The following is a 19549-nucleotide window of genomic DNA, read 5'->3' on the forward strand; positions in this document are numbered from 1 at the left end:
ATCGTACATATTTATGTAAATATATACCATACGACTGTTTAATCTGTTAAATTCAGGTTAATTTCTATTTAAAAATTCTAAGTTCGTAGGGGCGGGTTTAAAACCTGTCCGTACACAAGGTTCAAAAATAAAGACGTGGCACGCCACGTCTCTACTGTTATTCTTTAACGGCAAACTGCGTAAGCTTTATTCTTGCTTCGGTTGTTCGGAATCCAAACCAGCCCGATTTGTAGGGAGCCTCATCGGTGAAATCGACTAGTAGCTCCCCGTCCATGTAGTATTGTATCCGGTTGCCTTTGCATACAATACGAACATCGTACCAATGATTGGCTTTTAGTAAATGAGCCTCATCGGTATATTCTTTTTGTATTTCCGGACGAATCCCTTGCTTGTTGAACGATTCAAAATCACCGTTATACCTGCGAAAACGGGTCGTGGTATTGCTGTTGCCGCCATAACCCACATAATACATGTTCAGGCTGTAATAACGGCCAAACACACCGCCGCGCCAACCGGCCCGATTAAATATATCATCGGGATGTGCAGGGTCTTGCGCCATCCAAAAGCAATTCAAGTCGCTCAGCCGGTCTCCTTCGAGGCCTTCATCCAGCACGCAGGCCTTGTAGCTTATTTCAATATCGCCCGCATATTTTTCATTCCGCCACATTGTAAAGCCCTTTTTGGCCGCTATTTCTACCGTGTCGTTACCGAATTTGATTTGGTTTTCCTGTGCTTCAACCGTCCAAAACGTATCGAACAGTTCGGGAGTAAAGCCCGATTGTGATGGCAAACGTTTTTTAGCCTCGTCCAACATGTCGAAACCCGGGTGTGGAGGTTGATTGTAGGCCACATTTTGCCAGGCAACCGCCATACGGTACTGAGGGTCTTGCATCAGGGTTGGTATCCGGTAGGCTGCGGGAATCGTTGTTGAATAAATCCGCAGTTCCGTTTCATCGGGTGTCCGCCAAATCACTTCCTCGCGCCAATCGCCCAGTATATCAGCCGATAAGCAGGGGTTGGCTTTGGTGCCGTTATTTGAAGCAACCCCTTCGGGCGATAGCAATGCCAGCGTTTGCTCGTTTTTCCAATCCCATTTCGAGATGGTGGTGCGGTCGAGCAACTCCCTGAGCGGGTCGGCATCCCACCAAATGGCAAAATTGCACGAATTGGGCGTTTTTTTACTTATTTCTTCTCCGGTGTCGCTTCTCCGCAAGCCGCCCGGGCCACCCCAACATTCGGCTCCACGGTAGCGCGGGTCAATGTCGGAAATCATGCCCCGGCCTACATCAACACCCGGATACCTGCTCCAGATTATTTCACCTGTCTTGCCGTCGAATAAAGCGATGCCCGGCGTTTTTAGTTCAAGTGTTTTGGCCTCGCTCTCGTGCACCCCAAAGACTTCCAAGCCCGGGCGTTGCGGTATGAAGTCGCCGCCATGTAAAGCATCCCCGTGCCTCAATCCGGTGGTAAACAAGCCTTTGCCGTTGTGATCCACTGTCATGGCTCCTACACAAATTTCGTCAAAGCCGTCTCCATCAAAGTCGGCAACAGTAACCGAGTGGTTGGCCATACCCGAATAACCTTCCCATTGTGGGTCGGATGAATCGAATACCCAACGCGATGTCAGTTTTCCTTTTTTATAATCCCATGCAGCCAAAACCGTCCGTCCGTACCATCCGCGCACCATCACAACACTCGGATTGCCGCCGCTCAGGTTGGCTACACAGGCCGAAAGGCGGTCGGAGCGTCCGCCGGTAGCATCGTTGCCGCCATTTCCGCCAACGCCGCCCCATCCATCAAGCGGATAGCGGGTAGGAATGTATTCCGATGTAGCCAGATTTTTGCCTGTCAAGCCGTCGAATACGGTAATGTATTCGGGGCCATTGACTATTTTGCCGTAAGTCGGGCTGTTTTTTTCTTTTGTTCGCCAATCGGCGGAAGCATCGCCTATGACTTTTCCCAATCCGTCAATTGTGCCGTCGCCGGTTTTACAGGCCATTTCGGCTTTACCATCACCATCGAGGTCATACACCAAAAACTGCGTACAGGCTGCTCCCGAACGGACGTTTTTGCCCAAATCGACACGCCAAAGCAAACGACCATTCAATTTATAGGCATCAATATAGGTGTTACCGGTGAATCCGGTTTGCGGCGGACGTTTACCGTTTGTCGGATCCCATTTCAGTATCACTTCGTATTCGCCGTCGCCGTCCAGGTCTCCTACGCTGGCATCATTGGCGGTATATTCAAACTTTTCGCCTTCAACTATGCCTCCTTGTGGTCGTTGCAGCGGGATGCTCAAGTAGGAATGGAGGGGAGAGTTGGCCGCTATACGGTACCGGGCAAGCGTCTTCCCTTTTTTATCTTTCAACAACCAAAGGTTATCTTTCTTAAAATCGACGCTATTATCCGTAAAATCGGTGGTTTGCCTGACCGGTTCTTTATTCAGTTTTACCGGCGTCTCATTGCCGGATGACCGGTAAACATCAAAAGCCACATCCTGCGAATCGGCGGCAAACAGGCGCCAACTGAGGTAGGCCGATTGCTCGCCGGTGGGTAGAACAATCATTCCACGATCTAATTTCTCGGGGAGACTTCCTTTTTTTCCGAAAGCCGCGCCATGAATTGCGAGCAGGAAAAATAAACACACAAAACCCTGTAAACAATTTTTTTTCATCCCTTAACTCTGTTGATTGAAACAAAGAGGCTGTCTCATAAACCTATAATTTTCTGCTGATTGCTAGGAGATTGCGGATCGGAACCCGCAATGACAGTTTCAGAGAAGAGGCTTTTGAGACAGCCACATTTATATTATGCTGCAATAATACTACTTTTTAACCAATTTCGCAACATATACCTTTCCGGCAGTATCTATTCTCACTAAATAAACGCCTTGAGGTAATGCGCTTACATCAATTCGTTCCTGTGTCGAAATCTCTTTCGACAGAACTAAGTTTCCGGTCAAATCAAGAACATCCATTCCAGCCAATTCCGTAGTAGGAAGACTGATTACCACGAAATCGCCCGCAGGATTCGGATGTATTTGCAAAACCTTGCTTTCGGTCGATGAGATGCTATTTGGCGCGGTAATTACTTTTATCGTACCGGTTGTCAGTAAAGCGCTGGTATCCCATTCTGTGCCGGTGGCTGTGGTCGGTAGGCTTACAGACGTGAATTGTCCGCTAACAGTACCTGTCAGGTCGAATAATTTCAATTCATCGCCGAGAACGAAGTCCGAACCATCCAACTGCGTTAATACCAGACTTCCGGCAATGGCAAACGTTCCTTTCACCACCACTTTATCGCTCGGATTACCCAGACGCTTCCGTGCATTCAGTGTTATTGTGCCGCCTGATTGCAGGGTTAAATTCTTTTCAAAAGTCAATGTACCAATCTGTTGCGCTATGGCTGTGGAGGTGTGATTACCCGGCTCCAAAAATGCGCCGTTGTTTATGGATGCATTGCCGCCGATAATACCTGTTCCCCCCAGATAGCTGCCGTTTCCAACAGTAACGTTACCTGTTCCGGTAGCGCTGCCGGTTGTATTCGTTACCAGCAAGCGTCCGCCGTTGATGGCTGTGGCTCCCGTATAGGTGTTTGCATTGGATAGCGTTAAACTTTCCGTACCTACTTTTGTCAACGAACCGGCGGTTATTTTTCCGGCAAATGTGGTTGTTACATTCTTATTACCAACCGTCCAGAGATGATTGCCCGAGAAGGTGGCAGTTGTGCTACCACTCAACGCGCCGATGGTAAACGCGCCACCCGTATTGTTATACACATTCAGCGTACCCGTAACGTTCAACTCGGCATTTGGGAGACCATAACTGTTATTGAAGCGGAGATCGCCTCCGTCCGAATCGGATGTTGCGGTTATCGTACCAGTAAATTCCGACCAGTTACCGCTCAACTCGCTCCTTGAGAAGGGAGACATGATGGTCAAGTTACCTGCTCCGGTGAGTTTGCCGGTGTAATTGCAACGACTATCGAGGTTGATTGTGCCCGTTTTTCCTGCCGGAACTTCGATGCTCCAACTTGCCGAGCTGTATGTTCCCGAATTATCGAAAGCGCTCAATGTTCCACTTTCAAACACTACGGCTTTGCCCGGATTGGTTTCTTCGGTTTTCAACGATACGGTTCCGGCTTTTATTATCAGCTTGTCGAAATTATTGGCTCCGAAGAATGCCAGGTTGCGTGTGCCTGCCTTTGTTAAGGCGCCGCCTGTGATAATTTCGTTCCATTCAATGTCGGCGTTGGCATCAATGGTTCCGCCGTTAGCGCCTATTTTCATCGCTTTGAGGGACGAGAGGGCTGTGCCGGTGGTAGTGAACGTACCGCCATCGAGGACAAACAAATCGGGATTGCTGCTCTTAAAGCCTATCGAGCCCGGGTATATCAGGTAAGGCATACTTTCTACGGCCAATATTCCGCCTTGAATGAGGGTGGCTCCCGAATATTCGTTGCGGCCTTTCATAATCAATTTGCCCGAACCGGTTTTGGTTAACGAGCCTGTACCGGAGATTTTTCCGCTACCTTGTATGGTATATTCAGTTTCGGCATTGACGAGGATGTTGTTTGCCAGCAAATCGCCTTCTTTATTCACGGTTTTCGACAGGGCCGAATCGTCGAAAGTAACATCGTCATTCACGGCAAAATATACATCGGAACCGCTTAGCGTAAAGTTTTCGTCTTTACCCAAATTCCATACCGAACCGGCATTGCCGCCTTTCCAAACAACCGATGCGCTGCTCCTCATATTGCTTACCTTGAGGATAACGTTGCCGCCTGCGTACGACAGAGAGGTAACCTGCGTATTCAAGCCTTCTATCACTACATCCGACAAGTCGCCGTCTATATTCGCGGCCTGTATCAAAACATAATCGCCGGGCGCCAATTTATCTACTGTTTTCTTTACGCGGATAACGGCGTTTCCGGCTATATGCAATGTTCCGCCCGACAGCGTTATTTTATCGCACAGACTGGGATTGTCATTCAAATCAAGTTCCAGGATGGCATTTTCTTTCAGGTGGAGGTCGCCGCCGATTGTTAAGGCGCCGGCCGATTCTTTTCCGGCGGGATACAACACCGAGCCGTAGTTCAGCGTAAGGTCTTTACCCAAAGCGCCGGTTGCGGCCAGTTCGCCAAACAGATTCAGCCAAACAGAACTGTTTGTGAGTTGTCCGTCAAAAACAGTCAAGCCGTCCCACAATTCGGTAACGCCCGAATAATCGTGGTTGCCGTTGAATGTGAACGAGCCGCTGCCTTGCTTTATCAGTTTCATCGTTCCCGTCAACTTACCGGCAGACAGGTCGAATGCGTAGTCGTTCGGCGAATTAACCGTCATGTTCTCGGGCGAAACTACGCTTGTCAGCGAAACGCTTCCTGCTACATGACCCGATACATCGAACAATACTGCTTTTCCGTCCTGATAACCGACGGCGGTTCCGTTCTCCGTCCAATTGCCGGAGGAGCTGCTCCATACCGGTGATGAGGGGTTGAATACCAGCCGTTGATTATCCATAACCGGCGGAGGGGGTAGCGTGATGCCTTCGGCTTCGCCCAGGAAGAAGCTGACATGAGGCGGCTGATTGTAACCGCACATTTGCCAGGCGATGGCCTGACGGTATTGCATGTCGTGCATCAAGGTGTAGATGCGGTGCTCGGTGGGTATGGTGGTGAAATAGATGCGTATTTTGGTATCGTCCGCGCTTCTGAAAATCAATTCTTCGCGCCAGTCGCCGAATATATCTGCCTGAATACAGGGCGTTCCTTTGGTGTGGTTGCAGGAATAATAGCCTGTTGTTACCAGCAGATTCTGCCAGCTCGAACCGTTGTATTTCTGCACTTTACCTTCGCCTTTTGCCAATGACGCGCTCCAGTTATGATCGACCAGCTCGTCCAGTAAATCGCCGTCCCAATAGATGCGGAAGTTGGATGAGCCGCCCGAAAATGGAATCTCGTTCCGTCCCGAAGCCGAGAACGACCCGTTTTTTGATGGCCACAATTCGGCGCCTTTGTATTTGTCCGTAACATTCGCGGCCATGGCTCTGCCGCAATCGCTGCCCTGAATATATTGTAACAGTATTTCCCCGCTTTCGGCTGCCCTCAGGGTACTGCCGAAATAAGGCGATTCTTCGAGGCAGGCGAAGACTTCCAGGCCCCGGCGATAGGGGTCGAAATCGCCTACGTGGATGGCATCGCCGTGGCCTAACTGGGTGGAATAGAGGCCTTGACCGTACTCGTCAACTACCATGGAGCCATACACTATTTCGTCTCGTCCGTCGAGGTCAACATCGGCAATGCTGTAGTTGTGGTTGCCTTGTCCGCAATACGCGCCTGTGCCCGAATCCCATGTCCAGCGTTCTACAAACCTCTTATTTACAATATCATAAGTGGCCATTTTGGTGCGGTAATAGATACCCCGCGACACAAAAAGGCTGGGCTTTTTACCATCAAGATAGGGAACGCCATAGTGGTATTTGCAGGCGCGGTGGGCCAATCCTCCGGCTCCTGTGCCCGATACGCCCCACTGGCTGGCCGGTTGACGGGCGATGTGGTCGATGCGATCCAGCATTTCGCCGGTTTCGCCATTGAAGAGCGACAGGTATTCGGGCCCTTCGTACTCGAACCATTGCCCGTTGTTTTGCAGTTTGTCGCGGTAATTGGTTTTGCCGTCGGGCGTGGGCTGACCCATGGCATTGCCCAGGTCGGGGATAACGTTCCCCAGTCCGTCCACGGTTCCTTCGGAGGTGCGCATCACTACTTCGGCTTTTCCGTCTCCATCGAGGTCGTAGGCCAGGGCGTTTATTTCTACGTTGTGAAACAAGTTGGGGCCGACATCAATCCGCCACAAAAACGTTCCGTCCTGCTTGTAGGCATCAAAGAGGGTATAATACTTGTTTTCGAAGGGTTTGGCCGAATCGTAGCCTTCGTTCATGCGCTTCACTATCAATTCGTATTCGCCGTCGCCGTCGAGGTCGGCCACTACTATGTCGTTGATTTTGTAGTCGGCATAATAGGTGTCGGGAACGCCTGCTATTTTGGGAATCGGCTGCAGCGAAAATTCGATGTAGGGATTGGGCAGAACGGCCTTTTCTACGCTTTGAGGCTGCTCAACGCCTTTCACGATAGCCGAAACGCTATATTTTGAAGTCAGCGTGCCGGTGGCATCCATATAATTGGAGGCGCCGGTGATGGGCGCCGCATTCAGCTTAACGCCATCGCGATAGAGGTTGTAGCTAACGCCTTGCCACTCCTGGCCGGTGATGCGCCAGTTGACATACACGCCGCCGGTTACTTTCGAGGCGATAAGCCCCCTGTCCAGATTTTCCATCCGGCGCTGGCTGTGAGCCGGTTGCATTGACAGCAATACAAGAAAAAAGAGTATCAGTTTTTTCATTTTGGTGTTGGTATTACAAGTTAAAGTACAGGGAACAAATGTACAAAACACACTTTAGTTTCAACTGTATTATTATACAAATGCATGGAAATTTGTACAAAAGCCCACCAGCCAGCACCAGCCAGCCCCCGTAGGGGGGATTTAGGAGCCTCCCCTACGGGGAGGTTGGAGGGGCTGTTTGTAGAGACGTGGCGCGCCACGTCTGATTTCTACGATTGTATGTGTAGGGGCGTATCGAATACGCCCGCTGCCGCGAACGGGCTGCGATTGTATGTGTTATATTAATAAATGATAATAAAGAAATGAGGTAATGAGGTTCCATTATTCGTCATAATGTGCTGCTACTGAGGTTGTTTTGTTAAATAGAATTAGGTGAGAATGAGGTTATAAATGCACAGGGGTTTGCGCCACGCTCGGGGGATTGCGGGTCGGAGCCCGCAATGACAAATAATGGTGGAAGATAAAAATCCCCCCTACGGGGGGGCTAATGCTTTGGAAATAACCTATCCCTATTGCGGTAAACAACAATAGCGACTGCTACCATTGCGATAAAAGTATTTACTGATATGAAAATAACTAATCCCATAATTTTACTCCTTTCCTTTTAATTTATACAGCACAAAACCACCAATAACAAAAAATATTGCACATATCGACCCTACAATATACAATACGGTTGTATCAACATTCTCGGATATAATACTTGCAAGTATTACACCCCCGAAAATAAGTTTGGCAATATCTATCAGCAGATCACCTGCCTTTTCATAAATATTCATGGTGCGTGGGTTTAATAAGTACAAATGTACACAGAAAAAAAATGAAATGCAAAAAAAACAGGCAACACATAAGCGTTGCCTGTTTTTTATTATCCGTCCAATAGCCTCCCCCACAGGGGAGGCTCCCATGATCCCCCCTACGGGGGGCGGGGGGGCTGTTATTTTATCGCTTTTGTATTCTTCACCGAACCGTCTTCGTAAGTTGTTTTTACTATTACGAAGCCTTTGGTTGTGGCTGATACGGCTTTACCGCTCAGGTCGTAGTATTCGCGCGATTTAACGGCTTTGTAGCCGACTGTTTCGCTGCCGATACCTGTACCGTCCACCAAGTAGAGCAATTCGCCGGTGTCGGGCAAGTAGGCAAATTTGGCTTCGCCTGCAAATACATCGTCATTGGCGGTGATGTCAACGCCATTTACCAATACTTGGTCGAATGGGTCTATTGAGCCAAACGGAACGTTGAACAACTGGATTCTGCCATCGCCTGTAGGAGTTGCATCTACTGTGATGTCCAGAATAGCTCCGGCAACACCTAAATTACCATCCAGAATAGTTATCACATCGTAGTTGCCTGTTCCGAAGTTTTTAACATGAGGCGCTGCTTTACCCGGGCCAACAATAGTGATACCATAATCGGAAGTTAATGTACCGCTCAATGTACCAAGCAGTTCTGCGCTACCTTTCAGTGTACCGCCAAGGCCTTTCAATGCGGCGCCTTCGGCAATACTGATAGTGGCTGAATCCAACTGTCCTGCTAATTCCAAGGTTCCAGCAAGAGCCAAGGTTCCTTCATTTACCTTGAATTTACCTGTAATGGCTGCATTACCCGAAAGTGTCCATGTACCTGTTCCCACTTTATTGATACCCAATTTACTTGTTGCCGATATTCCATCTGCTTTTGTATATTGGCGGATAGTGCCTGCAAATTCGGCATCGGTATTTAAACCGCCAAACTGATAAGTTCCTCTACGGTTATCAATAAATCCACCTTCAATTACAGATTTGTCGGTTCCGCTCAATGCGCCGACTTCAAGAATATCATTACCATTTGCATTTTCGTTGTAGAAACGTACCAAACGGATGCTATCACCCAAGTTTAAGGTTACATTCTTCAGACTCGTGTGATTAACGCCAAATCCAGCCAAAGCGCCATCTTCTACACCGTTAATTACATTTACTTGTGTATTGTCGGGGAAAGTACCAATCCATTGGTTAGACCAGTTAGAGCCATTTAATCTTCCTTTAATCTTTCTGGTGATGTTAACAGTAGAAACATTAGTTATAGCAGATGAAGTATAAACATCGCTAACAGTTTCGATATTAAGAGTTCCACCACTTCCTTCGATTGCTTTAGAGAAAGTTGTTTCCGGATTCAACGAAAGGGTGGTATTATCGGCTACCTTAAATGATTTACCGGCTTCCGAATTTACAACTTCCAATGTACCGGCTGATAATTCAACACCGCCATCCAACTGGTTCACTATATTCAATGATGTAGAAGCATTAACAACCAATGTACCTGTTCCAAGCAGTTTCCCTTCACCTGAGAAAGAATAACCTTCCGCCGAAATAGTAACATCTTTGTCATCCAAGAATAAATTTGCCGGAATAGTTATGGCAGCAGCAGCGGCTGCATCCGAGAATGTAGCTGCATTACCGTTTTGGTAACTGATATTGCCCGCGCCAACGCTAAAGTTGTCATCTAATTTGTTCCATTCAGCGCTTGTTGCACCTGTCCATGCGTAATTACCTGCTGTAAGAGGTGATTTTTTGAATATCACATCAATGCTAACACCACCTGCTACAACTTCAACACTTTCGGAACCTGTGGCTGCAGCGTTGTAAGCATAATAATCGGTGGCAGTTACAAGATCTTCCTTATCGGATAGAAGCAATGGATAGAAAGTTGCTACTTCTTGATTTGGAGCAGTTCTAGAAGGTTTAACTGGACCACCATTCTGGTCTTTGTAGTTAACAGTTACATCTGCTTGACCAACCGATTCTACATTAACATAGACTTCCACATTATCGATATAAAACTCTAAATTAGTATTGCCACCAGCAGGTCTGCTACCAAACAAGGAGATAATGGAAAAATCAGACACAACTCTTTCATCAACAGGAACTACAGATTCTGCACCGGCTGTTGAGGGAGCAAGGAATGGTTGATTGTTTATAGTTGCCGTATTGGCGGGATTATCCTTATCGGTAATGGTCAGACTAATCATTTTTTGATTAGCAAAATCCATTTCCGCTGTAATATGATAGGTAGAACCGGCAGCATAAGTAACAGCTGTTTGAGTGCTGAGGTTCAAAGCATCAGTTTCCTCATAATTGCCAGTAGTAGCAGTTTTCCTGCCAAACCATGCTTCATTGCCACTACTATTAACAATAGCGGGAGTTCCGGTTATATCCATGTTCCAAAAATGAATGTATCCATCATTTTTGTAGATATACAAACCGAAAATAGCATCAGCATAATAGGTAGCATTAACATTCACATTTTTGCTGTTACTACCTGAAAAAACCAATGCTATATTATTTGTCGCATTGAAATTAGCATTGTTGATAGTCCAATCTAAATCCACAGACCAAGTAGGACTTGCCGCATCCGTAGGACTAGTGGTTGTTGAAGGTAGAAGAATGTCGCCACCTCTAGTACCCGATTGACCGTCTTTGAGAGTATAAATAATCTGGTCAGCAACAGTAAATGTTCCTGCTGCTCTACCAAAGATAGCCGAATTACCTTGGCGCCACGACCAACCGGCAGGTAAGGCTTCCAAACCATCAAAATTTTGATTGATGGTATGCCTTTTGTAAGTAGCAGCATTCGCCGTACCCAAATTACCAAGCGTCAAAATAACTGCGCTTAGTATAAAAGTAAAGATTTTTTTCATTGATATAAATTTTAAATTAGTAATATGTTTGATTAAAAAATTTAACGAGATAATATGTATATCTAAATTTAACCCATCACTTAACGTAGCAAAAGTATAAACATTTGCGTCTTTAAACCTATATTTTTGTTCAAAAACATGGAAATTTGTACACGGGGGTGAAAAAATGTTTGTTGTAGGGGCGTATCGAATACGCCCTGATTCGGGTTATACACATTTTGGTTATCCATAACATCGCTATTGGGCATATTTGTTGTTATTGGACGCAATGTGTGTATTGGGCGTATTCGATACGCCCCTACGGGAATATGTGGCCAGCATTCACGCAACACATTTGCGGCAACCTATTCGCGGCAACGGGCGCCCCTACGGGTAAAAACCATCATCTGCCCAATTTGTGGGATTGTTGATGATGTAACCGGCAATTTTTTGATACGATTGATTGTTGCGGATAATGTGTTCGTGGTAATTGCGCTGCCAAACCGAAAAACCCAATTGTTTGGATACGGCCGATTTATATCCCCGCACAATCGACCCAATGGTATTGGACGGCGACCGTAGGGGCGTATCGAATACGCCCTGATTCGGATTATGCACATTTTGGGTATTGGACGCAATGTGTGTGTCGGGTATATTCGCCGTTATCGGGCGTATTCGATACGCCCCTACATTGTCCACATCGTTATTGGGTGAATGTGATTCGCCCCTACGGCGGGTAATTACAATAATGGCATGAAAATGATTCGGCATTACCACAAATTCGCCCAATTCAATTTCCGGGCGAATTATTGGCGTTTTCATCCATTCATCATACACTATTTTTCCCACATCATTCAATACCATTTCCCCATCCACGATTTCGCCAAACAAACATTGCTTGTCCTGCACGCAAATGGTAACAAAATACAATCCTTCCTGCGAATAATCGTATTCTTGCAGGCGAATGGCACGCCGATGATGAATTTCGGGATTAAATTTATTCATATTTTTTGTTGTAGGGGCGTATCGAATACGCCCTGATTCGGGTTATACACATTTTGGTTATCCATACATGCATTGGGCGTAACGTACGTGACATATTCGTCGCAACCCGTTCGCGCCAACGGGCGTATTCGATACGCCCCTACAACACCATATTCGATATACCGTAACCATTATTTCAACACAATGTCGCCTTTTTGTATTTTCAATCCGCAATAGAGGCAGTTCAGTTCTATTTTGTTGTCGTCCACCACCTCGAAGCGGGTGTGCATGGGCTCGTTGTTGGTGATGCATTTGGGGTTGTTGCACTTCACGATGTCGGTAATGATTTTGGGGAGGGCTACGCGTTTTTTCTCCACCACCTGATAGTCGCGGATGATGTTGAGCACCACGTTGGGGGCTACCAGGGCGATGCGGTTGATTTCTTCTTCTTCAAAAAACTTGTCCTGTATCTTGATGATTCCTTTTGTGCCCATCTTCTTGCTTTCCAAGTTGTTACCGATGGTGATGCTGTTCCGCAGGTTCTCGAGGCCCAGCAGCGAAACTACCCTGAACACCTGCGCCGATGGTATGTGGTCGATGGCCGTGCCGTTACACAAGGCAGCTACCTGCAATTCTTTTCTCTTTTCCGACATAATTTTTTTGTTATAGTTGTATGGTCATTAAATGGAACTGTCTCAATAGAACGCTAATTACGCGAATTGGGCGAATTTACGCAAATAAATCATTCTGTTTTTTCTGATTTGATTGAATTTCAACACTATATAAATTGCGTAAATTCGTGTAATTTGCGTAATTAACGTTCAAAAATACTTTTGAGAGGGCAGCTACACAACTGCAATGCCGAGGCTGTCGCAAATGATTGCCTGCCGGGCGAATACGCCGTTTTTGGCCTGTTCAAAGTAGTAGGCTTTGGGGCTTTCGTCCACATCCTGCTGTATTTCGTTGACGCGCGGCAGGGGGTGGAGTATTTTGAGGTTGTCCCTGGCCTCGTTCAGCATGTCTTTTTTCAGGATATAGACGTTTTTCACCTTTTCGTATTCCATCAGGTCGGTGAATCGCTCGCGCTGTACACGGGTCATGTACAAAATATCGGCGTGGTTGATTACTTCCTGGTCGAAATCGGTGTGTTCGGTGTAGGCAATCCGGTGTTCGTCGCAGAATTTTTTGTAGGTGTCGGGCAATTTCAATTCTTCGGGCGCCACAAAAATAAACCGGGGGTTGAAGTGCGACATGCCGATAATGAGGGAGTGCACCGTCCGCCCATACTTGAGGTCGCCAACAATGGTTATTGTCAGGTTATCAAGGGTTTTCTGCGTTTTGTAGATGGAATAGAGGTCGAGCATCGTTTGCGTGGGATGCTGATTGGCGCCATCGCCGGCATTGATAATGGGCACGCCCGACAGCTCGGAGGCATACCGCGCCGCGCCCTCGAGGTGGTGCCGCATGATTATCAGGTCGGCATAATTGCTCACCATGGCGATGGTATCCTTCAGGGTTTCGCCCTTGGTAGAGCTGGTGGTGGAGGCATCCGAGAAGCCGATTATCTTCCCCCCCAAACGGCTCACGGCGGTCTCGAAACTCAGGCGGGTACGGGTCGAAGGCTCGAAGAAAAGCGTGGCGCACACACAGCCCTCGAGCAACCGGCGGTTCGGGTTGCGGTCGAATCCGGCAGCCGAAGCCAGTACCCGCAAAATATCTTCCTTCGAATAATCGGTGATGGACACCAAACTTTTGCTATTCATATATCGTTTCAATTAAATAATTCGCCAGAAAGCCCCAAAAAAATAGCTCGCCAGAAAGTCCCGCAGGGTTAAGGCTGAAAGCCTTAACTGACGCTATGCCTAAACACCTGATTTTGCTGATGAGCCCCCACAAACCAAAAGTCGATAATCGTCTCCTACGAAACACCCACCGCCACCAGTTGCGGAAACACGTTCATCACATTTTTTTCTATCTGCGCGGCCAGGTCTTCGGGCGAAATGCCCAGCGCTTCGGCCAAATCGGCGTAAACTTCTTCAATTGTTGCATCAAAAGTATCGGTTTCGCAAAAAAGCGAATCAAGCGGTACTTCCTTCACAAAATTTTTGTTGAACTTCTCCCCTATCGAAAACCGAAAGCCGTGCGCCAGCAATTCCTTCGTCAGCTCGGTGTTTCCACGATAACCGTGAATAATCCAGGGCTGCCGCGGTTTGAACTTCTTTTTGGAGGCCAACAGCTCGTCCCAAGCCTTCACGCAATGCACGATAAGCGGTTTGCCCAACTGTTCCGACAGTTCAATCTGCCGCTCAAAAGCAATCCGCTGCGTGGCCAAACCGGGGCCTTTCAGCTTGTCGTAACCGGCTTCACCAATGGCAACAATGCGATGGTCTCCGGCAATTTCTTCCAAAAAATTTAATTGAGGCTCGGCGTTTTCCGAGTACCATGGATGTACTCCGCACGAAAAAAAACAACACGCCGCATTATCTTTAGCATCTTCAAATCCAAGGGGATAAACATTCAGGATATACGGGCGCCCCTCCTCACCCTCTTCGGTCGAGGGCGCTGAATCATGCGTGTGTATGTCATATAAATCCATATTTATGTTTAAATTGGTACACCCTGCAAATTAACTAAATCTTTTTGATTCGGTGAAAAATTTTGGGGCAAAAAAATATAAAAGTTCAAAGTTTCAGGTTCAAAGAGGCTGTCTTAAATGTAGAATTAGCACACAGAATACACAGAATGAACGGAATACACGGTTTTTTTGTAAATTGAAGTATCTTCTTTTGCCAATAAATCGACAAAAAGTTCTTTCGTTTTCTTTATCAAGCCATCATTTTTCGGCAGATTATACTCATCTTTTTCGGCAAATTTACTCAAAGAAGTACATTTTTTACACAGTATACCTAAAATTGCCAAAAGCATAAGCCCTGCAACTAATATAATAATGCCTTTGCTAAAACGTACTCTGCCATTTGACATATCAATATCGTGATTGCTCATATTTTTTAGTATTTAATGGTTTGCGTATTATCTTGTTTCTGAATTTCATTTAACAGCCAAAGGACATAAGTGAAATTATTTAGCGCCCTTTTATTGCCGCCGTTAAATGTTACAAATTCAGCATTGTCAATTTGGATACTAATTCCATCAATAGCAACAGAATCAACTGTATTTGTCGAAGGTATAAATTTCAATACATCTATTACGCGCAACTGTGCTGTATCGTTAAAACACTTGTAAGAAATTCCTTTGCTGTACAAAATCAAATTGTCGGTAGTGTGTTCCACAGCAGCGGGAAAAGCAATGTTCAAACTGTCGAAAACGGCGAACAGTTTTTGGCTTGCATTCCCCTCTATTTTCGGGAAAACAATTTTTTTACCCGATTGAAGTTTGATAGAATCTATTGTGAAACCATTCGACGTAACTTTATCAAACAAGGGTTTAATTAACAGACTTTTATCGGTATATTGGAGTGGAATATCAATTTTGTCTGTACTGCTAATTTTACCGAACAGGTGTAAAGTATCGTTTGTTAGTGCAGCTACTACTTCCTGTTGGAGTTCGGGGATTGTAGTGTCTGTTTTCGTTTCGGTTGGCTGTTCTACTGATTTTTCCATATTCAATTTTAACACATCTCTACACCCTGCCCAATAGCCAATAACAAGCGCAATGATTATAGCAAGTGATATAACGAACCACAGAAAGTTTTGCTTTGTGTTTTTAATTTCGGCAACAGTATTTTTTGCTTTCTGCTTCAAACCAACGGGCAAATATTTTGCAGGCACGGCGCCTTTCAGTGATGGATATTTTTTAATATACTTCAAAATCGGTCTTATAGATTGCTTTATTGCCGACTCGTGTAGTTTGACATTAAATTGCAAGCCACTTATTTCTTTGAGAAATTCAATATTTTTATCGCTTTTAAAATTTTCGAGTTTGTCCAACAATTCATCGTATGTATTAATTTCCGAAAAATCGCTATTGATTTTGTTTTTTATTACCTCTTCTATGGTTGGATATTGTATAAACTCGTGCCTGCCCACATACAAACCGCCAGTATTCGCCATCGCATTTGTGTATGCAGTTTTGGTTTGCTAATTCCGTATTCCTTTATTCCGCCAATACTGAAACCCAAAACCAAAAGCAACAATGCCGACAGCAAACCGAAAAATATAAATGTACTGCCTCGCATTGGCGCGTAAAACGCCGCAGGAAAACTCACATCGTTCAGTACCACCGGCGATTGTCCTGTGGAAACAGAAGAATGTAGCGGATAATGTTCGCTCATAGAATCATCGTTCTTAATATTGCCAAACATATAGTGTGACAGCGCCACCATGAATTCTGCATCGGAATCGTTGTAGCGGTAGCCTGTTTTCTGCACTTCTTTAAAATCCACATACATTGCCGCTCGTATGATACATCGCTGAAATTACTCATACGAGGAATAATTACCATAACTAACAATACAAGTATTACAATAAAACTTATAGTTGAAGTCCATAAAAAATGCTTTACAACATAAAAAAATAGAACTATAAATGTTTGCTATATGCAAACATTTATAGTATCTGTGTTGTGTATTTAGAACTGCCGGGCCAGCAGGATAAAAACGGCAGAAGATCTATGACAAATTTATTTACAGCGATTAAGCAAATCGCACAGGAAAATCCGGACGGGTTTACAGTTCAAATTCCTTCTTTGGAATTTCTGATAAGCGGCTAATATTGTCGCATACAGCGAGACGCAGGACTGTTTTGGAGATGATGGATTGAATAAAGTTCTTGCACATGCCGCCAATAACGACAACATCGTAGGCGGTTGGAGAAACAAGGACAATAAACAATTCTATTTCGACAGCAGCAAGGTGTTTGATAAAAAGGATGATGCTATTGAGTTTGGGCGAAAGCAAAAGCAGATAGCTATTTTTGACTTGTATTCATTCCGTGAAATCCGGTTATAGACTTCGGGGAGAGGTCTTAAAACCTCTCCCTTTTTTTGAAACTATTAATTTATTACATCATGAAAGGTATTGAATTACTTTCTTTCCTCTCCAGGGAGCAAAGAAATCTGCTGGAAACATCTGAATCAAACTACAAACGTTTTGCGCGTATCTATTTTCAGGTATTGTCCTGCGAAGAAAATAAAATTGTAGTGAAAGTTTGGCAACAAGAAAATCCCGCAGGGAAATATTTGTCTGCCAAAGAACTTGTCGAACGCTCTAAAAGCGTATTCAATGAAGATGTGTTGCCGCCTGAAGTAAAACTTCACGTTCGTCCGATACCGTTTGAACAGGACGAACTGAAGACGCTAACAGTTACGGATATTGAAAAAAAAATGCAACAATATGGTTTGCAGCCAAAAGATTTGGTCAAATTACTCGACATTGATAAATCATCTTTGAGTTTAATACTGAATCATGGGCGCGAACTAACAAAATCGGGAAAAGCCATGTTCTACTATTTCTTTAAAAGTTTGGAACGTTCGCAGTCTGTTAACTATTGAATAAGGCTTTGATTTGTTTCTTTTAATTACACTAGTCCGGCATAGCTGCGGTGCCGGATTTTTTTTCCTGAAAAAGCCTTTGTTTGACGGGCAGTAATTTATTATAAATAAAGTAGTTATATTTGTTTTAGAAAAAATAACCCGTCAAAATACCGTCAATCTCTGTCGCTTATAATTAATTGAATAATAAATAATTAACTAATCCCGTCAATCCCGTCAAACTTTTCTGAAAAAAATATCCGGTATAAATATAAAGGATCTTGATTATTATCTCTTATATATCGAACCTCTATCGAATGATTATAAGACGATTGATTGGGATAAAGTAGTTGACTTAAGAAAGAAAGGAGGCAACGATGAAAACTGAAATGCCATTGGTTAAAGTCGAGAAAAGAATTTTCCACACTAACGATGAAGATTATCTACCGATACTCTTCGACATCGAAATTCAAGAGTACAACCCTGTTGATTTAGAATATGACTTCGAATGCATTACCGGAATTACCAAAGATGCTGCTATATTACTTTTTCAATATCTCGGCAAGGCGCTAGAAAAGGAAGGAGGCGAAGGATGAGAAGGATGAGCGAAATTTACCGCAATCAGCAGTTAATCATTGATTTTGGCGAAGTTCTTGATATATCATTATTTTTTTTGGTTGTTGATGGAAGTAAAATAACTATAGAAATGACAAGGGATATAAATTTATCATTAATGTCGACAGCTATAAAATCTGGTTATGAAATTAAGAAATTGTCAAAAATAAAGAAAAAATAATTACATCCGTTTTTTAACTAAAAAAAGCGCCTGATTATTTGGATTATAGTAGAAAAATAGTTATCTTTGTTGTGTAGTTAATCAATAAATAATTAAGCAAAATGAAAACTTCAGAAGCAACAAGAAAACTCGGAAAAGCAGGATGCTACTTTGTAGAACACGGAAAAGAGCATGATTGCTGGTATAGTCCGATAACCGAGAAACGATTTAGGGTTCCAAGACATGGTTCGCAGGAATTGGCTAAAGGAACTAAGAACAACATTGAAAAGATTTCGGGGGTTAAACTTTAACCCCCCAATCATAAAAAATATTTACCGATAAAAAAGAGATAAATGGAAAAAGTAAATGTGATAGTAGAAAAAGCAAGCGACGGAAAATTTAGCGCCTATATGGATAGCGATACTTTCGATTTTGGTTTGGCCGGTTTTGGAAAAAACGCCAAGGAAGCCATTGCCGATTTTTACGAAGCTTTGGGCGAAGAAAAAGTAATGTACGAAAAGGAAGGAAAAACATTTCCCGAATTAGATTTCAACGTTCAGTATGATGTGTGCTCGTTTCTTGATTTTTATTCGGGCGTTTTATCAAAATCGGGATTAGAAAAAATAACCGGCATCAATCAAAAGCAGTTGTGGCATTATTTTTCGGGTAATCGCCGACCAAAACCACAAACGACTAAACGCATAATAGAAGGACTTCACTCTTTTGCCGAAGAAATACGGCAAGTGCAATTTGTTGATTAACTACAATTTTTTCTTATTGCTTCTTGCTAAGTCCCGCCTTTATTGGCGGGGCTTTTTTAAAAACAACCCAAAACCTCAAAGGTATGAAAAGCTTTACCGATCTCCTGGCCGTAATACTGGCCGCAGCCGTATATATTGGTTTATTTTTGGCGGCTGTATATATTTTAATAGTATTGATTTTTTCGCCATTGTAAAAAAAACGAATAAATAGTTGCATATATCAAGGTAATTACCGAAAAAATTACGATTGAACGAACAATTCAAAAAAAAATAGTGAAAGAAATAAAAGAAAAGTGGCAACTGATAACTCCACATACCGGACGAAGAACCTTTTCCACAAATGCCTACCTGGCCGGAATACCGGTTTTCAGAATCATGTTAATCACTGGTCATAAAACCGAGCAATCATTTTTCAAATACATTCGGATTGCAAGAAAAGAAAATGCGGATTTTTTGGCCGAACATCCGTTTTTTTACTAAAAAAAGTA

General features: G+C 44.4%; 18 protein-coding genes. 7 read left to right on the plus strand and 11 right to left on the minus strand.

Going from position 1 to position 19549, the window contains the following annotated elements; translation table 11 throughout:
• Positions 1-157: 157 nt before the first annotated feature.
• From ACYPWY_RS05115 to ACYPWY_RS05165, 11 genes are all read right to left on the minus strand, one after another.
• Entirely contained in the window at positions 158-2677 is a 2520-nt protein-coding gene (locus tag ACYPWY_RS05115; RefSeq protein ID WP_459684356.1) for a rhamnogalacturonan lyase family protein, read from the minus strand.
• Positions 2678-2827: 150 nt separating this feature from the next.
• The gene (locus ACYPWY_RS05120; RefSeq protein ID WP_459684357.1) at positions 2828-7399 is read right to left on the minus strand and encodes a rhamnogalacturonan lyase family protein; all 4572 of its coding nucleotides are present in this window, start codon (positions 7397-7399) and stop codon (positions 2828-2830) included.
• Between the two features lie 590 nt (positions 7400-7989).
• Positions 7990-8178, minus strand: coding sequence for a DUF6722 family protein (locus ACYPWY_RS05125; protein ID WP_459684358.1), 189 nt, complete (start codon positions 8176-8178; stop codon positions 7990-7992).
• Between the two features lie 158 nt (positions 8179-8336).
• Positions 8337-11075, minus strand: a complete 2739-nt coding sequence (locus ACYPWY_RS05130; RefSeq protein ID WP_459684359.1) for an autotransporter outer membrane beta-barrel domain-containing protein — start codon at positions 11073-11075, stop codon at positions 8337-8339.
• Between the two features lie 366 nt (positions 11076-11441).
• On the minus strand, positions 11442-12059 hold the full coding sequence (locus ACYPWY_RS05135) for a transposase (protein ID WP_459684360.1): 618 nt from the start codon (positions 12057-12059) through the stop codon (positions 11442-11444).
• 170 nt (positions 12060-12229) lie between these two features.
• Entirely contained in the window at positions 12230-12694 is a 465-nt protein-coding gene (gene pyrI, locus ACYPWY_RS05140; protein ID WP_459684403.1) for an aspartate carbamoyltransferase regulatory subunit, read from the minus strand.
• Between the two features lie 189 nt (positions 12695-12883).
• Positions 12884-13801 (minus strand): aspartate carbamoyltransferase, encoded by a 918-nt coding sequence (gene pyrB / locus ACYPWY_RS05145; protein WP_459684361.1) that lies wholly within the window; start codon positions 13799-13801, stop codon positions 12884-12886.
• A 155-nt stretch (positions 13802-13956) separates the two neighbouring features.
• Positions 13957-14634 (minus strand): TatD family hydrolase, encoded by a 678-nt coding sequence (locus tag ACYPWY_RS05150; RefSeq protein WP_459684362.1) that lies wholly within the window; start codon positions 14632-14634, stop codon positions 13957-13959.
• A 125-nt stretch (positions 14635-14759) separates the two neighbouring features.
• Complete coding sequence (locus tag ACYPWY_RS05155) at positions 14760-15041, minus strand: hypothetical protein (protein ID WP_459684363.1); 282 nt, start codon at positions 15039-15041, stop codon at positions 14760-14762.
• A gap of 5 nt (positions 15042-15046) precedes the next feature.
• Complete coding sequence (locus ACYPWY_RS05160; protein ID WP_459684364.1) at positions 15047-16108, minus strand: hypothetical protein; 1062 nt, start codon at positions 16106-16108, stop codon at positions 15047-15049.
• On the minus strand, positions 16048-16446 hold the full coding sequence (locus ACYPWY_RS05165; RefSeq protein ID WP_459684365.1) for a hypothetical protein: 399 nt from the start codon (positions 16444-16446) through the stop codon (positions 16048-16050). The genes ACYPWY_RS05160 and ACYPWY_RS05165 overlap by 61 nt, the downstream gene beginning before the upstream one ends.
• Before the next feature lie 366 nt (positions 16447-16812).
• On the opposite strand from ACYPWY_RS05165, the gene ACYPWY_RS05170 reads away from it, so the two are divergent.
• The 7 genes from ACYPWY_RS05170 (at position 16813) to ACYPWY_RS05200 (ending at position 19541) form a co-directional block, all read left to right on the plus strand.
• A complete protein-coding gene (locus ACYPWY_RS05170) occupies positions 16813-17004 on the plus strand; it encodes a hypothetical protein (RefSeq protein WP_459684366.1) in 192 nt (63 codons plus the stop codon).
• A 35-nt stretch (positions 17005-17039) separates the two neighbouring features.
• Positions 17040-17546, plus strand: a complete 507-nt coding sequence (locus ACYPWY_RS05175; RefSeq protein ID WP_459684367.1) for a hypothetical protein — start codon at positions 17040-17042, stop codon at positions 17544-17546.
• Positions 17547-17902: 356 nt separating this feature from the next.
• Entirely contained in the window at positions 17903-18121 is a 219-nt protein-coding gene (locus ACYPWY_RS05180; protein WP_459684368.1) for a hypothetical protein, read from the plus strand.
• Positions 18122-18126: 5 nt separating this feature from the next.
• A complete protein-coding gene (locus ACYPWY_RS05185; RefSeq protein WP_459684369.1) occupies positions 18127-18321 on the plus strand; it encodes a hypothetical protein in 195 nt (64 codons plus the stop codon).
• 101 nt (positions 18322-18422) lie between these two features.
• Positions 18423-18611, plus strand: coding sequence for a type II toxin-antitoxin system HicA family toxin (locus ACYPWY_RS05190; protein ID WP_459684370.1), 189 nt, complete (start codon positions 18423-18425; stop codon positions 18609-18611).
• A 42-nt stretch (positions 18612-18653) separates the two neighbouring features.
• The gene (locus tag ACYPWY_RS05195; protein WP_459684371.1) at positions 18654-19061 is read left to right on the plus strand and encodes a DNA-binding protein; all 408 of its coding nucleotides are present in this window, start codon (positions 18654-18656) and stop codon (positions 19059-19061) included.
• A gap of 273 nt (positions 19062-19334) precedes the next feature.
• The gene (locus ACYPWY_RS05200) at positions 19335-19541 is read left to right on the plus strand and encodes a site-specific integrase (protein WP_459684372.1); all 207 of its coding nucleotides are present in this window, start codon (positions 19335-19337) and stop codon (positions 19539-19541) included.
• Positions 19542-19549: the final 8 nt, after the last annotated feature.

The organism is Viscerimonas tarda, from assembly GCF_054601255.1.

Coding starts and splice junctions, on each gene's coding strand:
- ACYPWY_RS05115 (WP_459684356.1), bottom strand. CDS start 2,677: ATGAAAAAAAATTGTTTACAGGGTTTTGTGTGTTTATTTTTCCTGCTC.
- ACYPWY_RS05120 (WP_459684357.1), bottom strand. CDS start 7,399: ATGAAAAAACTGATACTCTTTTTTCTTGTATTGCTGTCAATGCAACCG.
- ACYPWY_RS05125 (WP_459684358.1), bottom strand. CDS start 8,178: ATGAATATTTATGAAAAGGCAGGTGATCTGCTGATAGATATTGCCAAA.
- ACYPWY_RS05130 (WP_459684359.1), bottom strand. CDS start 11,075: ATGAAAAAAATCTTTACTTTTATACTAAGCGCAGTTATTTTGACGCTT.
- ACYPWY_RS05135 (WP_459684360.1), bottom strand. CDS start 12,059: ATGAATAAATTTAATCCCGAAATTCATCATCGGCGTGCCATTCGCCTG.
- pyrB (WP_459684361.1), bottom strand. CDS start 13,801: ATGAATAGCAAAAGTTTGGTGTCCATCACCGATTATTCGAAGGAAGAT.
- ACYPWY_RS05150 (WP_459684362.1), bottom strand. CDS start 14,634: ATGGATTTATATGACATACACACGCATGATTCAGCGCCCTCGACCGAA.
- ACYPWY_RS05155 (WP_459684363.1), bottom strand. CDS start 15,041: ATGAGCAATCACGATATTGATATGTCAAATGGCAGAGTACGTTTTAGC.
- ACYPWY_RS05160 (WP_459684364.1), bottom strand. CDS start 16,108: ATGGCGAATACTGGCGGTTTGTATGTGGGCAGGCACGAGTTTATACAA.
- ACYPWY_RS05165 (WP_459684365.1), bottom strand. CDS start 16,446: ATGTATGTGGATTTTAAAGAAGTGCAGAAAACAGGCTACCGCTACAAC.
- ACYPWY_RS05180 (WP_459684368.1), top strand. CDS start 17,903: ATGAAAACTGAAATGCCATTGGTTAAAGTCGAGAAAAGAATTTTCCAC.
- ACYPWY_RS05185 (WP_459684369.1), top strand. CDS start 18,127: ATGAGCGAAATTTACCGCAATCAGCAGTTAATCATTGATTTTGGCGAA.
- ACYPWY_RS05190 (WP_459684370.1), top strand. CDS start 18,423: ATGAAAACTTCAGAAGCAACAAGAAAACTCGGAAAAGCAGGATGCTAC.
- ACYPWY_RS05195 (WP_459684371.1), top strand. CDS start 18,654: ATGGAAAAAGTAAATGTGATAGTAGAAAAAGCAAGCGACGGAAAATTT.